Source organism: Streptomyces sp. NPDC031121, from assembly GCF_055570615.1.
In genome coordinates, this window is the sequence record NZ_JBVIGV010000009.1 from 313,158 (window position 1) to 334,248 (window position 21,091).

Annotated in this window: 19 protein-coding genes; 10 read left to right on the forward strand and 9 right to left on the reverse strand. The window is 76.4% G+C overall.

The genetic code is table 11. The annotated features are described in order from the left end of the window. The first annotated feature begins 42 nt into the window (after window positions 1–42). The 4 genes from ACZ462_RS19225 to ACZ462_RS19240 all read left to right on the forward strand — a co-directional run bounded on the left by ACZ462_RS19225 (window position 43) and on the right by ACZ462_RS19240 (window position 3,065). Entirely contained in the window at window positions 43–984 is a 942-nt protein-coding gene (locus ACZ462_RS19225; protein WP_467804240.1) for a M56 family metallopeptidase, read from the forward strand. Between the two features lie 121 nt (window positions 985–1,105). After that, the gene (locus tag ACZ462_RS19230; protein ID WP_467804239.1) at window positions 1,106–1,738 is read left to right on the forward strand and encodes a phosphatase PAP2 family protein; all 633 of its coding nucleotides are present in this window, start codon (window positions 1,106–1,108) and stop codon (window positions 1,736–1,738) included. 83 nt (window positions 1,739–1,821) lie between these two features. Further along, on the forward strand, window positions 1,822–2,271 hold the full coding sequence (locus ACZ462_RS19235; protein WP_467804238.1) for a DUF6069 family protein: 450 nt from the start codon (window positions 1,822–1,824) through the stop codon (window positions 2,269–2,271). A 113-nt stretch (window positions 2,272–2,384) separates the two neighbouring features. Then, window positions 2,385–3,065 carry a TetR/AcrR family transcriptional regulator gene (locus tag ACZ462_RS19240; protein ID WP_467804236.1) on the forward strand — a complete coding sequence of 227 codons (681 nt, stop codon included), beginning with the start codon at window positions 2,385–2,387 and terminating at the stop codon, window positions 3,063–3,065. Here ACZ462_RS19240 and ACZ462_RS19245 read toward each other — a convergent pair. Continuing rightward, a complete protein-coding gene (locus ACZ462_RS19245) occupies window positions 3,034–4,533 on the reverse strand; it encodes an LVIVD repeat-containing protein (protein WP_467804235.1) in 1,500 nt (499 codons plus the stop codon). The two genes, ACZ462_RS19240 and ACZ462_RS19245, sit on opposite strands and share 32 nt — an antisense overlap. A gap of 77 nt (window positions 4,534–4,610) precedes the next feature. On the opposite strand from ACZ462_RS19245, the gene ACZ462_RS19250 reads away from it, so the two are divergent. Then, window positions 4,611–5,273 carry a DUF305 domain-containing protein gene (locus tag ACZ462_RS19250; protein WP_467804234.1) on the forward strand — a complete coding sequence of 221 codons (663 nt, stop codon included), beginning with the start codon at window positions 4,611–4,613 and terminating at the stop codon, window positions 5,271–5,273. Between the two features lie 52 nt (window positions 5,274–5,325). After that, window positions 5,326–6,744 carry an FAD-dependent oxidoreductase gene (locus tag ACZ462_RS19255; RefSeq protein ID WP_467804233.1) on the forward strand — a complete coding sequence of 473 codons (1,419 nt, stop codon included), beginning with the start codon at window positions 5,326–5,328 and terminating at the stop codon, window positions 6,742–6,744. A gap of 36 nt (window positions 6,745–6,780) precedes the next feature. On the opposite strand, the gene ACZ462_RS19260 is transcribed toward ACZ462_RS19255, so the two are convergent. Beyond that, complete coding sequence (locus tag ACZ462_RS19260) at window positions 6,781–8,136, reverse strand: wax ester/triacylglycerol synthase family O-acyltransferase (protein ID WP_467804231.1); 1,356 nt, start codon at window positions 8,134–8,136, stop codon at window positions 6,781–6,783. Between the two features lie 226 nt (window positions 8,137–8,362). Between ACZ462_RS19260 and ACZ462_RS19265 the strand changes: the two genes are divergently transcribed. The 3 genes from ACZ462_RS19265 to ACZ462_RS19275 all read left to right on the forward strand — a co-directional run bounded on the left by ACZ462_RS19265 (window position 8,363) and on the right by ACZ462_RS19275 (window position 11,259). Beyond that, window positions 8,363–9,454, forward strand: coding sequence for a WD40/YVTN/BNR-like repeat-containing protein (locus ACZ462_RS19265; protein ID WP_467804229.1), 1,092 nt, complete (start codon window positions 8,363–8,365; stop codon window positions 9,452–9,454). A 71-nt stretch (window positions 9,455–9,525) separates the two neighbouring features. Then, complete coding sequence (locus ACZ462_RS19270) at window positions 9,526–10,212, forward strand: uracil-DNA glycosylase (protein WP_467804228.1); 687 nt, start codon at window positions 9,526–9,528, stop codon at window positions 10,210–10,212. Window positions 10,213–10,338: 126 nt separating this feature from the next. Then, window positions 10,339–11,259 (forward strand): sirohydrochlorin chelatase, encoded by a 921-nt coding sequence (locus tag ACZ462_RS19275; RefSeq protein WP_467804227.1) that lies wholly within the window; start codon window positions 10,339–10,341, stop codon window positions 11,257–11,259. A gap of 81 nt (window positions 11,260–11,340) precedes the next feature. On the opposite strand, the gene ACZ462_RS19280 is transcribed toward ACZ462_RS19275, so the two are convergent. The 4 genes from ACZ462_RS19280 to ACZ462_RS19295 all read right to left on the reverse strand — a co-directional run bounded on the left by ACZ462_RS19280 (window position 11,341) and on the right by ACZ462_RS19295 (window position 16,211). Then, on the reverse strand, window positions 11,341–12,357 hold the full coding sequence (locus ACZ462_RS19280) for a lactonase family protein (protein WP_467804399.1): 1,017 nt from the start codon (window positions 12,355–12,357) through the stop codon (window positions 11,341–11,343). A 143-nt stretch (window positions 12,358–12,500) separates the two neighbouring features. Beyond that, window positions 12,501–13,637: a nitric oxide synthase oxygenase gene (locus ACZ462_RS19285; protein WP_467804226.1), complete on the reverse strand. Its 1,137-nt coding sequence runs from the start codon at window positions 13,635–13,637 to the stop codon at window positions 12,501–12,503. Between the two features lie 212 nt (window positions 13,638–13,849). Further along, window positions 13,850–15,352 (reverse strand): FUSC family protein, encoded by a 1,503-nt coding sequence (locus ACZ462_RS19290; RefSeq protein ID WP_467804225.1) that lies wholly within the window; start codon window positions 15,350–15,352, stop codon window positions 13,850–13,852. Between the two features lie 265 nt (window positions 15,353–15,617). Next, the gene (locus ACZ462_RS19295) at window positions 15,618–16,211 is read right to left on the reverse strand and encodes a histidine phosphatase family protein (RefSeq protein WP_467804224.1); all 594 of its coding nucleotides are present in this window, start codon (window positions 16,209–16,211) and stop codon (window positions 15,618–15,620) included. Between the two features lie 150 nt (window positions 16,212–16,361). Here ACZ462_RS19295 and ACZ462_RS19300 point away from each other — a divergent pair, with 150 nt between their 5' ends. Continuing rightward, window positions 16,362–16,934 carry an RNA polymerase sigma factor gene (locus tag ACZ462_RS19300; protein ID WP_467804223.1) on the forward strand — a complete coding sequence of 191 codons (573 nt, stop codon included), beginning with the start codon at window positions 16,362–16,364 and terminating at the stop codon, window positions 16,932–16,934. Here the strand turns inward: ACZ462_RS19300 and ACZ462_RS19305 are convergent. Genes ACZ462_RS19305 through ACZ462_RS19315 form a run of 3 tightly spaced genes read right to left on the reverse strand, consistent with a single transcriptional unit; the run spans window position 16,861 to window position 20,958 of the window. Continuing rightward, a complete protein-coding gene (locus tag ACZ462_RS19305) occupies window positions 16,861–17,937 on the reverse strand; it encodes a MerR family transcriptional regulator (RefSeq protein ID WP_467804222.1) in 1,077 nt (358 codons plus the stop codon). The two genes, ACZ462_RS19300 and ACZ462_RS19305, sit on opposite strands and share 74 nt — an antisense overlap. A 37-nt stretch (window positions 17,938–17,974) precedes the next feature. After that, entirely contained in the window at window positions 17,975–19,348 is a 1,374-nt protein-coding gene (locus tag ACZ462_RS19310) for a cryptochrome/photolyase family protein (protein ID WP_467804221.1), read from the reverse strand. Further along, on the reverse strand, window positions 19,345–20,958 hold the full coding sequence (locus ACZ462_RS19315) for an SDR family oxidoreductase (protein WP_467804220.1): 1,614 nt from the start codon (window positions 20,956–20,958) through the stop codon (window positions 19,345–19,347). The genes ACZ462_RS19310 and ACZ462_RS19315 overlap by 4 nt, the downstream gene beginning before the upstream one ends. Between the last annotated feature and the right edge of the window lie 133 nt (window positions 20,959–21,091).

Consider the following 21,091-nt stretch of genomic DNA (forward strand, 5'->3'; position numbering starts at 1 on the left):
AGTGCGTACCCGCCGGTAGTCCGGCCCTCATAGGCTGGCGACATGATGGTCCCCGCCGTTCTCCTCCTGCTCGGCGCCCTGACCGCGGTGCTCGCTCCGCGCCTGCTGGCCCGCGCCCAGTGGACCGAGCGCGAACCGGTCGTCGCGCTGTGGGCGTGGCAGTGCGTGGTGGGGGCGGTGCTCCTGTGCTTCGCGCTGTCGATGGTGTTCAGCGCGGCAGCCGCCTGGCTGGCGGTGCGCGGCCGGCTGTTCGCGGGGGCTCCGCACGGGGTGGTCGACGCGTACGGCCTCGGGCCGACGGGCGGCCCGTGGGCCGTCGGCACCGCGCTGCTGCTGGCGGGCGGCGGGCTGTGGACCGGGGTGCGGCTGGCCCGGGAGGTCCTGCGGGCGCGGGCCGGGCGGCGTGCGCGGGGCGCCGAGATGCTGGTGCGGGCGCCGCTGCTGCCGGGGGAGGTGCCGTCGCCGGGTGCCCGGCTGGTCGTACTGGAGGGGCCGAGGCCCGATGCGTGGTGGCTGCCCGGCCCGGCGCCGCAGCTGGTGGTGACCACGGCGGCGCTCGGCAGGCTGAAGGGCAGCCAGCTGGATGCCGTCCTGGCGCACGAGCAGGGCCATGCGGCGGCCCGCCACGACTGGCTGCTGCACTGCTCGCGGGCGCTGGCCGGCGGGTTCCCCCAGGTCCCGGTGTTCGCGGCGTTCGAGGCGGAGATGCACCGGCTGGTGGAGCTGGCCGCGGACGACGTGGCGTCCCGCCGGTTCGGGCGGCTGACCATCGCACTGGCCCTGGTGGGACTGAACGAGGACCGGGGTGTCTTCGGTCCCTCCCCCGCCCCCCAGCCGCACGTGCCCGAGCGGGTGCGGCGGCTGCTGTCGGCGACGCCCCGGCTGTCGCCCGCGCGCCGGCTGCGGCTGACGGCGCTGGCGACGCTCGTCCCGGCGGTTCCGCTGCTGGTGGCCTTCGTGCCGGGGCTGCGCGCGCTCGCCTGAGAGCCGAACCGGGGGGCCGGCGGCCGTGGCGCGTTCGGCGGCGCGCGCCGGATGGTGCGAGGATCTCCGCATGCGATGCGGGTGGGTTCGGCGGACTGGCATCGGCTGTGCGGTGCTGTGGGTGGTGCTCACGGTCCTGGTGGCGGCGGGATGGCGGCCGCTGCTGTCCGGTGACGGCGCGGTGGCGGTGCGGTTGCACGCGTACGCCGTCCGGCATCCGGAGGCCACCGCCGTGGCGCGGGTCTTCTCCGACGTGGTCTGGGACCCGTGGACGATGCGGGCCCTCGCGGTGGCCGCCTGCGTGTGGCTCTGGCGCCGCAGACGCGGGGAACTCGCCCTGCGGCTGGCAGCGGCGACGGTGGCGGCGGGTCTGGTGAACCAGGGGATGAAGTCACTGGTGGGGCGCGAGCGGCCGGAGTGGCCGGATCCGGTGGATTCCGCTTCGTTCGCGGCCTATCCGTCGGGCCATGCCGCGACCGCTGCGGCGGTGTGCCTGACGCTGCTGTGGCTGCTGCGGCGGCGGGTGCCCCGGCCGCCGGTGTGGGGGGTGGCCGCCGCGACGGTCCTCGCGGCGGTGTCGGTGCTCGGTGTCGGCTTCACCCGGGTCTTCCTGGGGGTGCACTGGACGTCGGACGTGCTGGCCGGCTGGGTCCTGGGGGCGGGGCTGGCGGCCCTGGCGATCACGGTGCCCCTGCGGCAGCGCCGCGCGGGCCCCTCGGAGGCCGGGCGGCGGGAGCCCTCGGCCAGGGCTTGACCTCGAGTGCGGTTGCGGTCGGAGGCTTCCTCCCGTGCCGCAGCCGCAGGCCGGTGCGGCACTTCACCCCTTGGAGGAGTCCCATGTCGAGCAGCACCGTTTCCGGTTCCGCCCCCGCCGCGTCCGCCGCAGCCCCGGCCCACCGCGCCCGCCTCGCCTGGTGGAAGTTCCTGGCCGCCGGCGCGGCCGGGGCTGCCGTCGTCAACCTGGCCGTCTTCGCCGCCGCCCGCGCCGCCGGCGCCTCGCTCGTCGTCATGGACCGCGGCCAGGAGCACGCGGTCACGGTCGGCGGTGTCATCGGGTCCTCGGTCGTCCCGCTGGTCGCGGGCGTGGGCGCCGCCCTGCTGCTCGCGCTGTGGAAGCCGGTCTTCCTGCGGATCGCGCAGTGGGTGGGCGGCGGGCTGGCCCTGCTGTCGGTCGCGGGTCCGCTGATGTCGGACACCGACGGCGGCACCGTCGCGGCCCTGTCGCTGATGCACGCCACCCTGGGCGCGGCGGTCGTCGCCACCCTGGAGCTGCGCCGCCGGCGCTGACGGGTGCCCCGGGCGCGGGCATGCCTGCTCTGCGCGATCCCCCGCGTCGCGCAGAGCAGCCGGCGCCGTGCGCCGAGTATATTGGCTGGAAGCCAGTCAACGCAGGAGTAAGCATGTCGCCGCGCAGCGCATCGGTCAATGAAGAATTGCGGCGACGCTCCCGGGAGCGGCTTCTCCAGGCCACGGTGGAACTGGTGGCCGAGCGGGGCTACGAGGCCACGACGCTCGGGGACATCGCCGACCGGGCGGGCACCGCTCGGGGCCTCGTCTCGTACTACTTCCCGGGGAAGCGCCAGCTGCTCCAGTCGGCGGTGCACCGCCTGATGCACCTCACGCTGGAGGCGGCTTTGGAGCGGGAGCCGCGCAGCGAGGACGGGCGCGAGAGGCTCGCCCGCGCCGTCGACGCGGTGCTGGGGCTGGCCCGCGACCGGCCGCTGCTGATGCGGACGCACATGGCGGGCATCCTGCAGGCCGAGGGCTTCGTGCAGTGCCCGGAGCAGCAGCGGCTCGCCGCGCTGCTCCGGGACACCGTCGAGCGCTACGGCTCGGCCGACGTGGACACCGACTACCCGCTGCTGCGGGCCCTGCTGATGGGCGCGGTGGTGGCGGTCCTGCTGCCGGGCGCGCCGATGCCGGCGGCCCGGCTGCGGGCCGAACTGTTCCAGCGGTACGGGCTGGACTGGGAGCTGGGCTTCCCGCCGGAGGCCGCGCCGCCGCCGGAGGGGGCCCCCGCCGCCGCCCGGCAGGCGGGGTCGGGGCGGGTCAGCGGTACTCGGGCTGGGTCTGGACGTTGAGCCGGTCGAGCCTGACCTGCTTGGCGCTGTCGGTGCGCGGGTCGTCGATCCGGAGCACGTCGAGGCCCTTGGCGATGTCGTTCGAGTAGACGTGGCCGTTGTAGTAGTACGCGGACCACGAGCCGCCGAGGGAGAGCTGGTCGGTGCTGAGCGGGCCGCGTTCGAAGTAGCCGATCTCGCGGGGCCGGGCGGAGTCGGTGAAGTCCCAGAGGGACACGCCGCCCTGGTACCAGGCCTGCACCATGATGTCGCGTCCCGCGGCGGGGACCAGCGAGCCGTTGTGGGCGACGCAGTTCTCGGTGTCGGCCTGGTGGCGGGGGATCTTGAAGTAGCTGCGGAAGGCGAGCTTGCGCTGGTCGCCGCGGCCGGTGATGTCGTAGACGCCGTTCGCGCCGCGGTTGGGGCCGGTGGCCTCGTTGCAGGTGGCGCCGCCGCCTCCGCCGAGCTCGTCGGTGAAGACGACCTTGTCCGCCTTCTCGTTGAAGGTCGCCGAGTGCCAGAACGCGAAGTTGGTGTTGTCCTGCACCCGGTCGATCACGCGCGGCCGCTCCGGGTCGCGGATGTCGAAGAGGATGCCGTCGCCCATGCAGGCGCCGGCGGCGAGCTTCTTCGAGGGCAGGACGGTGATGTCGTGGCAGCCCGTGGTCTTGGAGACGCCGGGGTTGGCGGGTGCGCCCGGGTTGCCGCCGTCGGGGAACAGCACGGGGAAGCCCACCACGGCCGCGCGGGTGGGGGCCTTGCGCGGGACCTTGACGACGGAGATGCCGTCGTGCGGCGGGCGGCAGTCGGGGAAGGCCTCGTTCGGTGAGTACGAGGCGACGTACACGTAGACGTCCGGGCCGTCCGGCACGAGGGTGTGGGTGTGCGAACCGCAGGCGGTCTCGACGGACTTGATGTAGCGGGGGTTCTTCTTGTCCTTGATGTCGAAGATCTTGATGCCCTCCCAGGAGGACTTCTCGGTGGCGGGCTGCGAGACGCTGTTGCAGGAGTCGTCGCTGCGCGAGGAGTCGGTGGAGAGGAAGAGCAGGTCTCCGTGGACGGAGACGTCGTTCTGGCCGCCCGGGCAGAGGACCGTGCTGACCGTCTTCGGGGCCTTGGGGTCGGCGATGTCGTAGATGGTGAACCCGCTGTAGTTGCCGGCGTAGGCATACCGGCCCTGGAAGGCCAGGTCGGTGTTGATGGCGTCCGGGAACGCCCGGGGGATGGTGGCCAGCGGTGTGACGTTGGGGCTGTGGACGATCTCGTCCTGGCCGGGGATCTCGCCGGGTGCGAGTGCGCGTCCGGCCGCCGGGGCCCCGCTCTGCGGGGCGCCCGCTCCGGGCGCCAGGTCGCCGGGGTCCGGGGTGGCGGCCGCGGGGTGTGCGGCGAGCAGGGCGGCGAGGAGTCCGCCCGCCGCGGCGGCCGCGGCGCGGGTCCTCCGGCTGCCGCGGCCGGTGCGCCGCGGGTCGGCGGTGTGGTTCGGGGTCACTGTGCCCTCCCATGCTGTCCGGTCGATTCCGCTCTGGGTGGGAGTGGAATGCGGACGACCGCAGTATGTTCCTTACCATGGACATGGCAAAGGGCTTACCCGGTCGAATCCGCCGGCTCCTCGGTCCCGCCGCGGCGGCCGCCGGCGTCCTCCTCACCCTGGCCGGCTGCACGGGAGACGGGGGCGCGGCCCCCGCCGCCGGTGCAGCCGCCGTCATCGCCCCAGGCAGGCCCGGCGAGAAGGCGCGCACCCTCTCCCCCGAGGAGGCGGCCCGCAGCCGGCCCGACGACAGCCCCAACGCCGCCGACCGGGCCTACATGCGGCACATGGTCGAACACCACGAACAGGCCATCCGCATGACCGCGCTCGCCCCGCAGAGGGCTGCCGCGGACGCCGTCAGGCGGCTGGCCGAGCGGATCTCGGCGGCGCAGGCCCCGGAGATCGCCGTGATGCGGGCCTGGCTGGCCCGCCATCCCGGACCGGACGGCGCCGGCGGCGTCCACGACCACGGCGCGATGCCGGGCATGGCGACCGAGCAGCAGCTGAAGGACCTCGAAGCGGCCCGCGGAGCCGACTTCGACCGGCTCTTCCTCACCCTGATGACGGCCCACCACGAGGGCGCCCTGACGATGGCCGGGGAGGTCCTGAAGGGCGGCAACAACGCGGCCGTCGAGGAGATGGCCAACGAGGTCGTGGCCACGCAGAGCGCCGAGATCCACCGGATGCGGGCCCTGGGCTGACGGCCCGCTGCCGCGGTGCCATGCTGGAGACCCCTGCGGGAGGAGTACCGCCGTGCTTCGTGTCGCCGTCGTCGGATCGGGCCCGAGCGGGGTCTACACCGCCCAGACGCTGGTCGCCCAGCGGGAGGTGCCGGGCGTCCGCGTCGACGTCCTGGACCGGCTGCCGGCGCCCTACGGGCTCGTGCGGTACGGGGTCGCCCCCGACCACGAGAAGATCAAGTCGCTGCAGGGCAGCCTGCGCACCGTGCTGGAGGACGAGCGGATCCGCTTCCTCGGCAACGTCGAGGTCGGCGGGCCGCAGCTGTCCACCGCACGGCTGCTGGAGCTCTACCACGCGGTCGTGTACTGCGTGGGGGCCGCCCGCGACCGGCTGCTGGGCATCCCCGGCGAGGAGCTGCCCGGCGTGCACTCCGCGACGGAGTTCGTCGCCTGGTACAGCGGGCACCCGGACGCCGCCGGCGGCGCCTTCGACCTGTCGGGGGTCCGCTCGGCGGTGGTCGTCGGCGCGGGCAACGTCGCCGTGGACGTCACCCGGATGCTCGCCCGCGGCGAACCGGAGCTCGCGCCCACCGACATGCCCCAGCCGGCGCTCGGCGTCCTGGCCGGCAGCGGAGTGCGCACGGTGACGATGGTCGCCCGGCGCGGCCCCTCCCAGGCCAGGTTCACCACCAAGGAGCTGCGCGAGCTGGGCGCGCTGCCCGGTGTCGCCGTCCTGGCCGACCCCGCCGAGCTGGTGCTCGACCCCGCGTACGCGGCGGGGCCCGACGGAGCCGCCGCGCTGCCCGCGGTGGCCCGGCGCAACCTGGAGGTGCTCCGCGGCTGGGCCGGGCCCGGCGGCCGCCCCGCGGGCGCCCACCCCGCGCAGCGCCGCATCGCGCTGCGGTTCTACCTCCGCCCGGTGGAGGTGCTCGCCGGACCCGGCGGGCGGGCCGCCGGGGTCCGCTTCGAGCGGACGGCCCCTGACGGCGCCGGCGGCGTCACCGGGACCGGCGCGTACGAGGACGTCGAGGCGCAGCTGGTGCTGCGCTCGGTGGGCTACCGGGGCGTCCCGCTGCCCGGCCTGCCCTTCGACCCCGCGAAGGCGACCGTCCCGCACGCGGCCGGACGGGTCCTGCGCGCCGGACGGGCCTCGGTCGGGGAGTACGTGGCCGGGTGGATCAAGCGCGGCCCGACCGGGGTGATCGGCACCAACCGGCCCTGCGCCAAGGAGACGGCCTCCTCCCTCCTCCAGGACGCGGGCGCGCTGGCGCGGCGGGAGCTGCCCGGCGACCCGCTGGACGCGCTGCGCGCGGCCGGGCTTCGGCCGGTGGAGTGGCCCGGCTGGCTGGCCATCGAGGCCGCCGAGGCGGATCTGGGCCGGTCGCTCGGCCGCCGCTCGGTGAAGATCCCGGACTGGGCGGGGCTGCTCGCCGCCGCGGACGGGCTGGCGGTCCCCGGCGAGCAGGCGCACGCCGCCGCCCCGTCCGCCTGAGCCGTCCGGGCCCCGAGGCCGGGCCCGGACGGGGCGTCAGGAAACCTCGCGGACGAAGTCCTCCAACTCGGTGCGCAGCGCCTCGGCCAGCGCGGCCACGTCGGGGACGGCCGCCGCGTCGGCGACGAGCCCGTAGTGGACGGTGTCCTTGTACGTGGACACCGCGACGGCGAGCGCGTGCCCCTGCGCCAGCGGCGCCAGCGGGTAGACCTCCCGGACCCGGCTGCCGCCGAGGGAGAAGGTGAACCCGGGCAGCGGGACGCTGGTCACCAGGATGTCGAAGAGCAGCCGCGCCGCCTGGGCCACGAGCGGGCCGCCCAGCCGGTGCCCCAGCGGGTGGACGTGGTCGGCGAGGAGGGCGACGGCTCCGGCCCCGCGGGACGGGCCGGCCTCCTTGTTGCGGTCCATGCCGCTGCGCACCCGCTGGAGCCGGCGCAGCGGATCGGGCTCGTCGACCGGGAGCCTGAGCAGGTAGCCGGAGAGCCGGTTGCCGTACTTCGCGCCGGCGCCGGGCCTGCGGCGGGATACCGGTATCAGCGCCCGCGGCCCGGCTCCCGGGGCGGCGGGGCTGCCCCGGTCGGCGAGCCAGCGCCTCAGGGCCCCCGCCACGAGGCTGATCAGGACGTCGTTGACGGTGCCGCCGGCGACCTTGCGGATGCGGTTGACGTCGTCCAGGTCGAGGGCCAGGGCGGCCACCGCGCGGGTGCCGCTCCCGCCCGCGGCGGCCGTCAGGGCGGCGGGGACGCCGATCGGCAGACCGGAGCGGGCCACCGCGGCGCCGATCTCCAGCGCCTGGCCGACGCCCTGGAGGCGGGCGGCGAGGGCGCCTTGGAGGCTGCGCAGCGATCCGGCCGGCGCCGGGGCGGGGACGGGCCGGGCGGCGCTCCGGCCGGGCGGCGGCCCCTCGTCGAACAGGTGGGCGGCCAGGACCAGGGCGGCGAGCCCGTCGGCCAGCGCGTGGTGGAACTTGAACAGGACGCAGAAGGAGCGCGGGTCGGGGCCCGCCAGGACGTGCGCCTCCCAGGGAGGCCGGTCCCGGTCCAGGGGCTTGGCCATCAGCGGGCCGGCGGCGGCCAGCGGGTCGTCGGTGCGGACGAGGAAGACGTGCCGGGACGGGTCGAAGTCGGCGTCCGGCGCCCAGGCGGCCGCGCCCACCGGGAGGAGCACGTCGTGGATGCGGCGACGCAGGCCGGGTACGCGGGCGCAGCGGGCGGCGAGGAGTTCGGCGGCGCGGGCCGCGGGGTCGGGTAGGGCGGTGGCGGGAGAGGGGTCGGACCGGGGGCCCGGCGGGGCTGAGTCGAGCACCGCGAGGGCCCCGAGATGCATGGGGTGGCCGGCTGAGTCGATCCGCCAGAAGGCGAGGTCGAGCGGGGAGAGGTGCTCTGTGACCACGTATTGCCTCTCGCGAGCAGTGGTGAGGCTGGAAGTCAACCCCTTTCGGCCGCCTACGTTCAAGTAGCCACACGTTCACCGCGCCTCCCGATCGCCGACGGTCAGCCGGTCAGGGCCACGGCCCTGCCGCCGGGCCGCGGCCGCGGCACGGGTGCAGACTGGCCGGAAGGCGCCCGGCGCGACGAGCGGACAGCGGCCGGGCCGAGGACGGCCGGAGGTGCTGATCATGGCAGAGGTGCTGCTCCTGGCGGGGACCCGCAAGGGGCTCTTCATCGGCCGCAGGCGGGACGGTGGGCCGTGGCGTTTCGAGGGGCCGCATTTCAACGCCCAGGCCGTGTACGCGGTGGCGGTGGACCGGCGCCGCCCGGTGCCCCGGCTGCTGGTCGGCGGGGACAGCTCGCACTGGGGGCCGTCCGTGTTCAGCTCCGACGACCTGGGGGCGACGTGGCGGGAGCCCGCACAGCCGGCCGTGCGCTTCCCCAAGGACACCGGGGCCTCCCTGGAACGAGTCTGGCAGCTGCACCCGGCCGGGCCGGAGGCGCCGGACGTGGTGTACGCGGGGACCGAGCCGGCCGCGCTGTTCCGCTCCGCGGACCGCGGCGAGTCGTTCGAGCTGGTCCGCCCGCTGTGGGAGCACCCGACCCGGGGGGAGTGGATGCCGGGCGGCGGCGGCGAGGGCCTGCACACCGTGCTGACCCACCCGGCCGACCCCGCGGCCGTCACCGTCGCGGTCTCCACCGCCGGGGTCTTCCGTACGCGGGACGGCGGGGACAGCTGGGCCCCGTCCAACCGCGGCGTGTCGGCGGTGTTCCTGCCCGATCCGCAGCCGGAGTGGGGGCAGTGCGTGCACAAGGTCGCCCGCGACGCCGGCGACCCGGACCGGCTCTACCTCCAGAACCACTGGGGCGTGTACCGCAGCGACGACGCCGGCGGCAGCTGGACCGACATCGGCGCCGGCCTGCCCTCCGACTTCGGGTTCGCCGTGGCCGCGCACCCCCGCCGGCCCGGGACCGCGTACGTCTTCCCGCTGAACGCCGACTCCGACCGCGTCCCGGCGGAGCACCGGTGCCGGGTGTTCCGCACCTCCGACGCGGGCGCCACCTGGGAGCCGCTCTCCCGGGGCCTGCCGGAGGGCGACCACTACGGCACGGTGCTGCGCGACGCGCTGTGCACCGACGACGCCGACCCGGCCGGCGTCTACTTCGGCAACCGCAACGGCGAGTTGTACGGCAGCCGCGACGACGGGGACAGCTGGGAGCTGCTCGCGGAGCACCTGCCGGACGTGCTGTGCGTGCGGGCGGCGGTCCTGCCCGCCTGAGGCCGCGCCGAGGGTCCGGCACGAAGGGGTGCGGCACGGGGTGGGGCGTTGGGCCAGTAGAGTGACTCCCCGTGGCTGCACGACCGTTGAGAGAAATCGTCGAGCCGGGCTGGGCCCGGGCTCTGGAGCCGGTGGCGGCGCAGGTCGCCGCCATGGGCGACTTCCTGCGCGCGGAGATCGCGGCCGGCAGGAGCTACCTGCCGGCGGGGGCGAACGTGCTGCGCGCGTTCCAGCAGCCCTTCGACGAGGTGAAGGTGCTCATCGTGGGGCAGGACCCGTACCCGACGCCGGGTCACGCGATGGGCCTGTCCTTCTCGGTGGCCCCGGAGGTCCGCCCGGTACCCCCGAGCCTGGACAACATCTTCCGCGAACTCCATGCTGACCTGGGCGTTCCGCGCCCCGCGAACGGGGACCTGACGCCGTGGGCCCGGCAGGGCGTGCTGCTGCTCAACCGCTCGCTGACCACGGCGCCGCGCAAGCCCAACGCCCACCGCGGCAAGGGGTGGGAGGCCGTCACGGAGCAGGCCATCCGGGCGCTGGCGGCGCGCGGCAAGCCGCTGGTGTCGATCCTGTGGGGCCGCGACGCCCGCAACCTGCGGCCGCTGCTGGGCGACCTGCCGGCGGTGGAGTCGGTGCACCCCTCCCCCATGTCCGCCGACAACGGGTTCTTCGGCTCGCGGCCGTTCAGCAGGACCAACGACCTGCTGGCCCGACAGGGGGCGCAGCCGGTGGACTGGCGACTGCCGACCGGGGTCTGACCCGGACCGGAAGTTGATCATTCGGTTGAACCTTATACGACATTCAACGGATAAATACGGACAGATGCCGCCCGGCCGGACCCTGCCCGAACACCTGCTTCCGATAAGCCAGTAGCATGCGGCGCCATGAGCTCCCCCACTGGGCCCGCAAATGGCCTGCCCGTACGAATGCCGCGACCCCGCCAGACGGGACGCCACCGCCGGCCCGAGCCCGCGGTGGCCCCCGAGGGTGCGCCGACGCTGGTGCTCGCCGTGCCCGGCGCGCCGTCTGCCGCCTCGCGCGGGCTCGCGGAAGAGATCATCAGCATGGGCCGCTCCGAGCTGCCCGGCCTGGAGGCCCGTATCGGCTTCCTGGAGGGTGACGACGCCGAGGGCGCCGAGTTCCCGGCCCTGGCGGGCGTGCTGACCGCCGTCGCGGCCGAGCGCGTCGCGCGCGCCGAGTTCGCGCGCGCCGCGGGGCACGAGGTTCCGGAGCAGTCCGGTCCCGACGCGGTGGTCGTCCCGCTGCTGGCGGGCCCCGACGCCGGTCTGCTGCGCCGGATCCGCCAGGCCGTGATGGACTCCACGGCGGCCGTGGAGCTGGCCGAGGTGCTCGGCCCGCACCCGCTGCTCGCCGAGGGCCTGCACGTGCGGCTGTCGGAGGCGGGCCTGGCCCGCGCCGACCGCGCCCGGCTCTTCACGGTCACCACCGCCGCCGACGGCATCGTCGTCGCCACCACCGGCGGCGAGGAGGCCGTGCAGGTCGCCGGCGTGACCGGCATGCTGCTGGCCGCCCGCCTCGCGGTGCCGGTCAAGGCCGCCGCGCTGGACCAGGAGGGCGCGGTCGCCGCCGTCGCCGAGCAGCTGCGCAGCGAGGGCTCCACGCAGCTCGCGCTGGCGCCGTACCTCATCGGCCCGGAGGCCGCCGAGGGTCTGCTGGACACCGCGGCCAAGGAGGCCGACTGCGCGGTCTCCGAGGTGCTCGGCGCGTACGGCGCGCTCGGCAAGCTGGTGGTCACCCAGTACGCCGCCGCCCTCGGGATCCCGCAGGGCGCCCCCGCCCGCTGACCCCGGTCGGCACCGTCCGTACGAGGGCCCGCACCCCGCGATCCGGGGGGGCGGGCCCTCGCCGCGTGCACGGGCGGCCCGTCAGGCGAAGACGACGCAGGTGGCCGCCGGGACCGCGAGGGCGCCGGCCCGGTGCGGCTCGCCGGTCGCCGGGTCCACGTCGAACCAGGTGACGTCCCCGGAGCGCTCGTTGGCGGCGTACAGCCGGAGCCCGGCGGGGTCGGCGGCCAGGTCGCGAGGCCAGATCCCGCCGCACGGGGTGCTGGAGACGGGCCGGGGCCGCTGCGGGCCGTCCGCCAGGGAGAGCGTCGCGATCGCGTCGGCGCCGCGCACCGCGACCCGGACGAAGCGCCCGTCGGCCGAGACCAGCACTGCCGAGGGGTAGGCCCGTACGCCGCGGGGCGCGGGGGCGAGCGGCACCTCGCCGAGCGGCTCCAGCCGCCCGGAGCGCGGATCCCAGCGGCAGACGGTCAGCAGGGGCTCCAGCTCGTGCACGACGTACGCCGTCCCGCCCTCCGGATGGAAGGCGAGGTGCCGCGGCCCGCTGCCCGGGCGCAGCCGGACCTCGGCGTGCGGGAGCGGCGCGCCGCCGGCCGCGTCCGGCCGGCACACCCGGACCGAGTCGGTGCCGAGGTCGGTGGCGAGGATCCAGCGGCCGCTGGGGTCGGGCAGGGCCTGGTGGGCGTGCGGCCCCTCCTGGCGCTCGGGGTCCGGCCCGCCGCCCCGGTGGGCAAGGACGGCGGCGGGGCCGGCGGGGCTGCCGTCGGGGGCGAGGGGGATGCTGCTGATGCTGCCGGAGGTGTAGTGGGCGGTCAGCAGGGCGCGCCCGGCGAGGCTGAGGTGGGTGGGCCCGGCGCCGCCCACGGGGACGGCCGGCCCGAGGGGGGCGAGGCCGGCGCCGTCGGGCCGGAACGCCCGGACGGCGCCCCGTTCGGTCTCGCTGACGGCGTAGAGCAGGCCGCTGCGGCGGTCGACGGCCAGGTAGGAGGGGTCGGCGAGGGCGTCGCCGGTGGTGGCGAGGGGGGTGAGCGCCCCGGTCGCCGGGTCGGCGGCCGCGGTGGTGATCCCGCGGCCGCCCGCCGAGGTGAACGAGCCGATGTGGACGCGCGGTGGGGCGGCCCCGGTACCGGGGGCGCCGCCGGCGTCGTCCGTGCCGCCGCTGCCGCCCGCGCCTGCCGTGCCGTCCACGGATGCCCCTCTCCGCCGCTTCCCGGGTCCTCGGGCCGACGGTAACAGAAGGTCTAGACCAAATCGCGGCCCTGGGCCCGCTCCCGGGCGCCTGGGTGGTGCACGTAGGCGGTCGCGCTGGGCCGGTCCTCGTACGTGCGATGGAAGACGGGCGTCGCCGCGCCCGAGATCGGCGGGACGATCCACGACCAGTCGGCGCCGACCTCCCGGCCCTTGCGCTCCTCCCGCGCCAGGTGCGCCAGGAACCTCCGGGACTCGCTGTGGTGGTCCGCGATGGTGACGCCCGCCCGGTCGTAGGAGTGCAGCACCGCCCGGTTGAGTTCGACGAGCGCGCGGTCCTTCCACAGGGAGCGGTCGCTGGAGGTGTCGAGGCCGAGGCGGCGGCCGACGGCGGGGAGCAGGTTGTAGCGGTCGGTGTCGGCGAGGTTGCGGGCGCCGATCTCGGTGCCCATGTACCAGCCGTTGAACGGGGCCGCCGGATAGTGGATGCCGCCGATCTCCAGGCACATGTTGGAAATGGCCGGAACGGCGTGCCAGCGCAGCCCCCACTCCGCCCAGCCGGGGTCGTCCGGGTGCTCGATGGGCACTTCCAGCACGGCGTCGGCGGGGGTGTCGAACCAGCGCGGCTTGTCGTCGACGCCCTGCACGACCAGCGGCAGCAGGTCGAAGGGAGTGCCCGCCCCGCCGGACCAGCCGAGGGCGAGCAGCGCGCCGGTGAGCGGGGCGTTGCGCGCGTCGCCGACGGTTATCGAGGGGTGGTCGCCGTAGCCCGCGTACCGGATCAGCTGCTCGCTCCAGATCAGCGGGCCGGGGCGGTCGGGGGCGTCGGGGGCGAAGACGGTGAGGGTGGGTCTGATCCGTCCGCCGTTGGTGGCCTCGCGCAGGTGCGCGAAGCACTCCTCGGCGATCGCGTCGGCGTCGCCCAGGTGCCTGCGGTCGCGCACGCGCAGCGAGTTCCAGTAGAGCCTGCCTATGCAGCGGTTGCTGTTGCGCCAGGCGACGCGGGCCCCGTGGGCGAGTTCCTGCGGCGTGTGCCGGTAGGTCCCCGTGTCCCCGATCTCGGCCCGCACGGCGGCGAGCCGCGCGTGCGGATCACCCGCCTGCGGGTTCTCCCGGTGGAAGAGGCGGACGAACTCCTCAGCCGCGGCCCACACCTGCATCGTGGTCGAGCGTTCCCGAAGTTTTTCCATCCCGGGCCGTTACCCCCTGTCCGGACAGATCCACCCTGTGCGTGCCGGATGCATGCGCTGTGAACAGTGACCCGTTGTACAGGCCCCAGCTCGGCGGAGTCAGCGCGCCGGGCGCCGGATCACACCCGCGAGTGATCTGCGACCGAACCTCCTGCCCGGCCGCCTGACGGGGCGTAGGATCCGCCCCGGTCACGCGCGAGAGTCGGCTCCGGTCAGGCGCTGATGACGAGCGGGGAGCGCGGGTCGGTGCGCAGCGGGGCGTGCAGGGCCACGAGGGCGTGCTCCAGCCCGTGCAGGTGCACCAGTGCGGGCTCGGCGGCCGGGGTCCGGCCCTGGGGCCGCGGACCGGCGGGCGCCTCGGCCCCGGCGGCGCCGTGCGGCGCGGTCAGGGCCTCGACGGCGGCCTCGACGCGCCAGCAGGCGGCGGCCAGCCGGGCGTCGTGGGAGGCCTGCGGGTCGGCGGCGACGGCCACGAGTCCGCGGACCTCGCGCGCGCAGTCGTCGAGCAGGGCGAGGACCTGGCGGGCTCGGGCCTTGCGGGCGCGCAGCGGGCTGAGGGGGTGGACCAGCGGGGCGAGCGCGGTGCGGGCGCGGCCCAGCAGCAGTTCCAGTTCGGCGGTGTGCGGCGCGGGGTCGGCGGCGCCGTCCCCGGCGAGCCGGTCGAGTGCGGCTGCGGTGGCCGCCCGTACGCAGTGCAGGGCGCGCTGGATGAAGGCGTCGTTCACGGCGTGGGTGGTGACGGGGAGGATCAGGACGACGGCGAGCGCCGCGCCGAGCGCCCCGACGGCGGTCTCCTGCAAGCGCAGGAGCAGCAGACCCGGGTGCAGCACGCCGAGGAGCCCGTACAGCAGCCCGGCCATGACGGTGACGAAGAACATCATCCAGGAGTAGGAGGGGGCCGCGGTGTAGAAGATGCCGAAGACGCAGACGGCGACCAGGGCGGCGGTGGGGGCGGGCGCACCGTCCAGCGGTACGGCGACCAGCAGGCCCGCGGCGATGCCGACGACGGTGCCGAGGACCCGGCGGAACCCGCGGACCAGGGTCTCGCCGCGCGAGGTGGTGTTGACGAAGATCCACCAGGCGGTGCCGACGGCCCAGTACCAGCGTTCGTGCGAGAGCGCCTGGCCGGCGAGCAGGGCGAAGGCGCAGGCGGCGGTGGCCTGGAAGGCCTGCCGGGTGGTGGGCCGGGCCAGTCCCCGGCCGGGCAGGGCGGGCGGCGCGGCGGGCGGGGTGCGCCGCTCGATCGGCCACAGCAGGAAGCGCACGGCGCCCGCGGCGAGGAGGGCCAGGCCGACGGCGGCGTACAGCTCGGGCAGCTGCGCGGGCAGCGCGTGCAGGAACTGCGTGACGAAGAACATCATGAAGGCGAAGACGCCCAGGGCGTGCCCGCGCGGCCCCCACCGGCGGGCGTAGACCCCGGCGAAGACGACCGCGAGGAAGGCCGCGTCCCGGACGGCCGGCATGCCGTGCAGGGTGGTGGCCAGGGCGAGGACGGGGAAGCCGGCGACCGGCAGCAGCGCGGTGGTCACGCGCTGGGCGCGGACGCTCGGGTCGAGCACGGTGAACAGCGCCAGCAGCGCCGCGAGGCCGCCGGTGATGGAGGCGGTGAGGGAGAGCCCCGACAGCTCGGCCGCGGCCACGGCGAGGCTGACGCCGATCACGGCGCGCAGCGAGTTGCGCAGTCTCAGACGCCCCGGGTCCGGAGCAGTGAACATCCTCTTCACGGCGGTGTGCCGCCCCCCTCAAGGTGGTGCGCGCCGGTCCGGCGCCGGCCCGGGGGTGGTGGGCGGGCGGACACGGCGAAGGCACCGCGCTCCGGGACCGGCCTCGTTGCCGCCCGGCGCCGCGGCGCCTAAGTACATGGATACGCCACAGATAACCATCCGGAGGCCCGTTGGCTCAACACGGCCCCGGATCACTGGGCCAATGGCCCGGCGTGGTGCTGTCCGTGCGGGCCGCTGCCGGGCCAACGGACCAGGGTCAGGGGCGGGTGTTCCAGGAGGCGATCACCGGCAGTCCGTGTTCGGTCGAGAGCGCGCTGACGGTGCCGGTGAGCAGCAGGAACAGGCGGCCGTCCTGCGGCGGCAGGCCGAGGTAGCGGGCGGTGAGCACGCGCAGGAGGTGGCTGTGGGCGACGAGGACGGCGGGACCGCGGTCCTCGGCCAGTACGGGGGCCACGCGGGCCAGGACGCGGTCGGCGCGGGCTCCGACGCCGGCGGCGTCCTCGCCGGGGCGGCCGTCGCCGCCGGGCGGGACGCCGTCCGTCCACAGCGACCAGTGCGGCCGGGTGCGGTGGATGTCGGCGGTGGTGACGCCCTCGTAGCCGCCGTAGTCCCACTCGCACAGGTCGGGGTCGGTGGCGGCGGCCGGCAGGCCGGCGAGCTCCGCGGTGGCGACGGCGCGGCGCAGCGGGCTGGTGAGCACCAGGGCGGGGCTCAGGTCGCGGAAGCAGGGGGCGAGCGAGGCGGCCTGCTCCTCGCCGGCGGGGGTCAGGGGGATGTCGGTGCGTCCCGTGTGGCGCCCGGATGCGCTCCACTCGGTCTCGCCGTGCCTCACCAGCAGCAGGTCGCTCACACCGGGGACGATAGCGGGTCGGACGGCGGCGGGCCCGGCGGTGCGGGCGGGCCGGAGCGTCGGGCGCCGGCCCGTGGCGCCCGAGCCCCCCTATTCGATGCGGAAACGATGCGACTGGTCGCCGGGGGCGGTTCCCGAGAGGCTCGGTCCATGGATGAAGCGGAGCACGACGAGCGTTTGGCCGCCGGTTTCGCGGCCGGCGACGAGCGGTGCATGGAGGCCGTCTACCGGCGCTGGCGGCCCCTGGTCCACGCCCTCGCCCAGCGGAGCCTGGGCGACGAGCGCGAGGCGGAGGACGTCACGCAGCAGGTGTTCCTCGCCGCCTGGCGCGGGCGGGACCGCTACCGGCCGGGACCGGGCGGGCTGGGAGCGTGGCTGACCGGCATCACCCGCCACAAGGTGGCGGACGCCCTGGAGGCGCGGACCCGGCGGGCCCGGGCGGCGGCGGCCGCCGCGCGGGTCGCTCCGTCCCCGGGCGGCGCGTCAGCTGCGCCGCGGCCGGTCGCGGAGCAGGCGGTGGACCGCCTGGTGGTCCTCGGGGAGCTGGCCCGTCTGCCGTCCGCGCAGCAGCGGGTGCTGCGGCTCGCGTTCTACGGCGACCTCACGCAGGCGCAGATCGCCTCCCGCACCGGGCTGCCCCTGGGGACGGTCAAGAGCCATATGCGCCGGGCCCTGCACCAGCTGCGGCGCTCCCTGCCGGAGGCGGCTCCTGCGCTCCGATGACGGCGAGGGCGGAGCGCAGCCCGTGCAGCCGCCCCGTGCCCGGTACGGGTGCGCCGGCACCCCATCCCGGTCCGGCGAGCAGCAGCGCCGAGTGCGTGCGGGCGCCCCGCAGCCCCCATTCGATGCGGGCCAGGGACCGGGCGAGGGCCCGGTCGGCGGTCGTACGGGACTGGGCCCACAGCACGACGGCCCGGGGGCCGGTGCGCCGTACGGCGTCGTGCAGGGCCTCGGCGGGCAGGGCCGCGCCGAACATGCGGGTCGGGACGCCGCGTTCGCCGAGGGCGGCGGCCAGCGCCTCGATGGGCAGGGTGTGCTGCTCGCCCGGGACGCAGGCGAGGAGGACGGGCGGGGTGTGCAGGGGTGCGGGCCGGGGCCGGACCCGGTGGAGGGCCTGCGAGACGTGCCAGGACAGCAGGTGCTCGACCTCCACGTACCGCTCGCCGGCGGTGGCCCACTTCCGGCCGACGGCGTGCAGGGTCGGCGCCATCACCTCCTCCCAGGCGGTGACGAGGCCGTGCTCGGCGAGGGCCGCGTCGAGCAGCTCCGCCACGGCCGGCGCGTCGAGGCGTACGGCCGCCCGCGACAGGCCGCGGCACTCCGGCCGGACCGCCCCCAGCGGCAGACCGCCGCCCGCCCCGCCGGGGCCCTCCCCCGGAGCCGGGACCGGCGCCTCGGCGGGGCGGGGCGGCTCGGCGGCGCCGCCGAGCGCGGTGCGGGCGGCCTCCGCCGGCGGGACGCCCTGCGCGGTGAGCCGGCACATCAGCTCCAGGCGGGCGATGTCCTGCGGGGTCCAGCGGCGGTGCCGGCCGTCCTCGCGGTGGGCCGGGCCGATGGCGTAGCGGCGCTCCCAGGAGCGGACCGTGGTCGGGGAGACGCCCAGGCGGCGGGCCACCGCGCCGGTGCTCAGGGCGGCCTCGGGCGGGGCCGCCCGCGGAGTCTCCGGGGGCGCCTCGGGCCGCGGGAGGGCCGGCTGCGCCGGGGGCGCGGGGGACGTGCTGTCCATCCCGCTCACGATACGTCCGGGCGGGCGGGCGCGCGGTTCACTCGAAGCCCCGGCCGCGGCGGAACCGGTCGAGACCGTCGGCGAGCCCGACCAGCGGGGCGGGATAGTCGTACCGGGCCCGCTCGTCCGCGGGGAGCCGCCACGGCTCGTGCACCTGCGGGGCGGCCAGTCCGGCGAGCTCGGGCACCCAGCGGTGCACGTACCGGCCGTCGGGGTCGAAGCGGAGCCCCTGGCGGACCGGGTTGAGGACCCGGTTGGGCCGGGTGTCGGTGCCGGTCCCGGCGACCCACTGCCAGTTGAGCTGGTTGTTGGCGAGGTCGCCGTCGACGAGGAGGTCGAGGAAGTGCCGGGCGCCGATCCGCCAGTCCACGTACAGGGTCTTGGTGAGGAAGCTGGCGGCGAGGAGCCGGCCGCGGTTGTGCATCCAGCCCTCGTGGCGCAGCTGGCGCATGGCCGCGTCCACCAGGGGGTAGCCGGTGCGGCCCTCCTTCCAGGCCTCGGTCTCCTCCTCGGCGTCCCGGCCGGTGCGCCAGCGGTCCCCGCGTGCGCGGTAGTCCCGGGAGGCGCAGTCGGGGCGGGCGGCCAGCACCTGGTGGTGGAAGTCGCGCCAGCACAGCTGGCGGACGAACGCCTCCGTGCCGGGCCCGCCGGCGGCTCGGGCGCGCTGGACGGCCTCGGTGGGCGAGAGGGTGCCGAAGTGCAGGTGCGGGGAGAGCCGCGAGGTGGCGTCGCCCGCGAGGTCGTCGTGCGCCTCCTCGTAGCGGGCGACGCCGCTGCGGAGCCAGCGCGCCAGGAGGGACCGCGCCTCGCGCTCGCCGCCGGCCGCGAGGCCCGGGGAGGTGCCCGCGACGTCCCGGCGGCGGGGCAGAGGCTCCGATCCGGGGCCGTCGGGGACGGGCACGGTGCGCGGGGCGGCGAGCACCGGGCGCAGCGGGAGGTCGGCCCAGCGGCGGGAGTACGGGGTGAAGACGGCGAAGTGGTCGGAGGACGCGGGGAGCACCGCTCCGGGCGCTGCGGCGGTGATCACCGCCTCGTGGACGTAGAGCCGGCGGCCCTCCGCCTCGAGGGCGGCCCGCAGGCGCTCCTCGCGGGCGCGGGCGTGGTTGCTGACCCCGGCGGCCATGTGGACCTCGTCGGCGTCGCACTCGCGGACCAGGGCGCACACCTCGCGGGTGACGTCGCCGGAGCGCAGGACGAGGCGGCCGCCGCGGTCCCGGAGGGCGGCGTCGAGGCCGGTCAGGCAGTCGGCGAGGAAGGCCAGCCGGTTGGGTGCGGCGAAGCCTGCCGCGTCGACGGCGCGGTCGCGGACGAAGAGGGGGACGACCTCGTCGCAGGAGGAGAGGGCCGCGCGGAGCGGCGGGTGGTCGTGCAAGCGCAGGTCGGAGGTGTACAGGACGACCGCGACGTTCATGGCTTCGGGCTCCGCTCCGGGTCGTGCGGGGGTCCGGGAGGATTCCCCTCGCCCCCTGCTTCGGCCGGGGCGCCGCCGGCGGATGCGGAAGCGGGGGCCGGAGCGGCGGGCTGCTCCTCCAGGCGGCTCGCGGCCTGGGCGATGTTGCGGGCCATCCCGCCGAAGACGACGGCGTGGAAGGGGGAGACGCCCCACCAGTAGAGGTGTCCGAGCAGCCCGTGGGGGTGGAAAAGCGCCCGCTGGCGGTAGCGGGACCTGCGGCCGTCGGGCGTCCCGGCGGGGCCGGCCGGCTCGGCGTACATCTCCAGCCATGCCAGGCCCGGCAGCCGCATCTCCGCGCGCAGCCGCAGCAGCCGGCCCGGCTCGATCTCCTCGACCCGCCAGAAGTCGAGGGAGTCCCCGACCCGCAGCCGGTCCGCGTCGCGGCGGCCGCGGCGGATGCCGACGCCGCCGACGAGCCGGTCCAGCCAGCCCCGTACCGCCCAGGCCAGGGGGAAGGAGTACCAGCCGTTCTCGCCGCCGATCCCCTCCACCACCCGCCACAGCGCGGCCGGGGAGGCGTCCACGTCCCGCTCGCGCGCGTCGGTGTAGAGGCTGCCGCCCGCCCAGTCCGGGTCGGTGGGCAGCGGGTCGCTGGGGGCGCCCGGGGTGCCGGCCGAGGACCAGCGGGTGGCGACGCGGGCCTCCTTGACCTGCTTGAGGGCGAGTTCCAGCGCCTCGTCCAGGCCGATGGGCGAGCCCGGCGGGTCGGGGACGTAACGGGCGATGTCGTGCTCGGCGCAGACGACCTCGTGGCGCAGCGACTCGGCGAGCGGGCGGGCCAGGGCCCGCGGCACCGGGGTGACGAGGCCGATCCAGTGGCTGGACAGCCGCGGCGTCAGCATCGGCACCCGCAGGATGAACCGCGGCGGGAGATGGGCCACGGCGGCGTAGCGGTGCATCATCTCCTCGTACGTGACGATGTCGGGCCCGCCGATGTCGAAGGCCCGGCTGACGTCGGGCGGCATGGCGGCGCTGCCCACGAGGTAGCGCAGCACGTCGCGGACGGCGATGGGCTGGACGCGGGTGCCGACCCAGCTGGGGGTGACCATGACGGGCAGCCGCTCGGTGAGGTAGCGCAGCATCTCGAAGGACGCCGATCCGGAGCCGATGACGACGGCGGCGCGGAGCACGGTGGCCGGGACGCCGGAGTCGAGGAGGATGTCGCCGACCTCGGCGCGGGAGCGCAGGTGCGGGGAGAGGCCGCGGGCGGGGACGCCCGCCGGGGTCAGGCCGCCCAGGTAGACGATGCGGCGGACGCCGGCGGCGCGGGCGGCGTCGGCGAAGGTCCGGGCGGCGGCCCGGTCGCGGTCCTCGAAGCCGGATCCGGCGCCCAGCCCGTGGACGAGGTAGTAGGCGACGTCGATACCCCGCATGGCCGCCGCGACGGAGGCCGCGTCGCCCACGTCGCCGCGGACGGCCTCCACCCGCCCGGCCCAGGGGTGGTCGCGCAGCTTCTCCGGGGAGCGCGCCAGGCAGCGGACGCGGTGGCCCGCGTCGAGGAGCTCGGGCACGAGGCGGCCGCCGATGTAGCCGGTGGCGCCGGTGACCAGGCAGTGCAGGCCGGCCATGGTTCTCCTTCCGTCGTCCCCGCCGCTTCGTCCGCTCCGCCGCGGCCGCCTGCGCGGCGCGGTTCCGTACGGGGTTCGGCCGGTCCGGCCTCCGCGGATGCACCGGCCGCGGCGGGGGCGCGGCCGGGCGGCG

Bases quoted from the DNA above. Each gene is read 5' to 3' on its own strand.
- ACZ462_RS19305 (WP_467804222.1), bottom strand. From the start codon at position 17,937: ATGGACAGCACGTCCCCCGCGCCCCCGGCGCAGCCGGCCCTCCCGCGG.
- ACZ462_RS19265 (WP_467804229.1), top strand. From the start codon at position 8,363: ATGGCAGAGGTGCTGCTCCTGGCGGGGACCCGCAAGGGGCTCTTCATC.
- ACZ462_RS19300 (WP_467804223.1), top strand. From the start codon at position 16,362: ATGGATGAAGCGGAGCACGACGAGCGTTTGGCCGCCGGTTTCGCGGCC.
- ACZ462_RS19275 (WP_467804227.1), top strand. From the start codon at position 10,339: ATGAGCTCCCCCACTGGGCCCGCAAATGGCCTGCCCGTACGAATGCCG.
- ACZ462_RS19250 (WP_467804234.1), top strand. From the start codon at position 4,611: ATGGACATGGCAAAGGGCTTACCCGGTCGAATCCGCCGGCTCCTCGGT.
- ACZ462_RS19315 (WP_467804220.1), bottom strand. From the start codon at position 20,958: ATGGCCGGCCTGCACTGCCTGGTCACCGGCGCCACCGGCTACATCGGC.
- ACZ462_RS19225 (WP_467804240.1), top strand. From the start codon at position 43: ATGATGGTCCCCGCCGTTCTCCTCCTGCTCGGCGCCCTGACCGCGGTG.
- ACZ462_RS19240 (WP_467804236.1), top strand. From the start codon at position 2,385: ATGTCGCCGCGCAGCGCATCGGTCAATGAAGAATTGCGGCGACGCTCC.
- ACZ462_RS19235 (WP_467804238.1), top strand. From the start codon at position 1,822: ATGTCGAGCAGCACCGTTTCCGGTTCCGCCCCCGCCGCGTCCGCCGCA.
- ACZ462_RS19290 (WP_467804225.1), bottom strand. From the start codon at position 15,352: ATGTTCACTGCTCCGGACCCGGGGCGTCTGAGACTGCGCAACTCGCTG.
- ACZ462_RS19285 (WP_467804226.1), bottom strand. From the start codon at position 13,637: ATGGAAAAACTTCGGGAACGCTCGACCACGATGCAGGTGTGGGCCGCG.
- ACZ462_RS19310 (WP_467804221.1), bottom strand. From the start codon at position 19,348: ATGAACGTCGCGGTCGTCCTGTACACCTCCGACCTGCGCTTGCACGAC.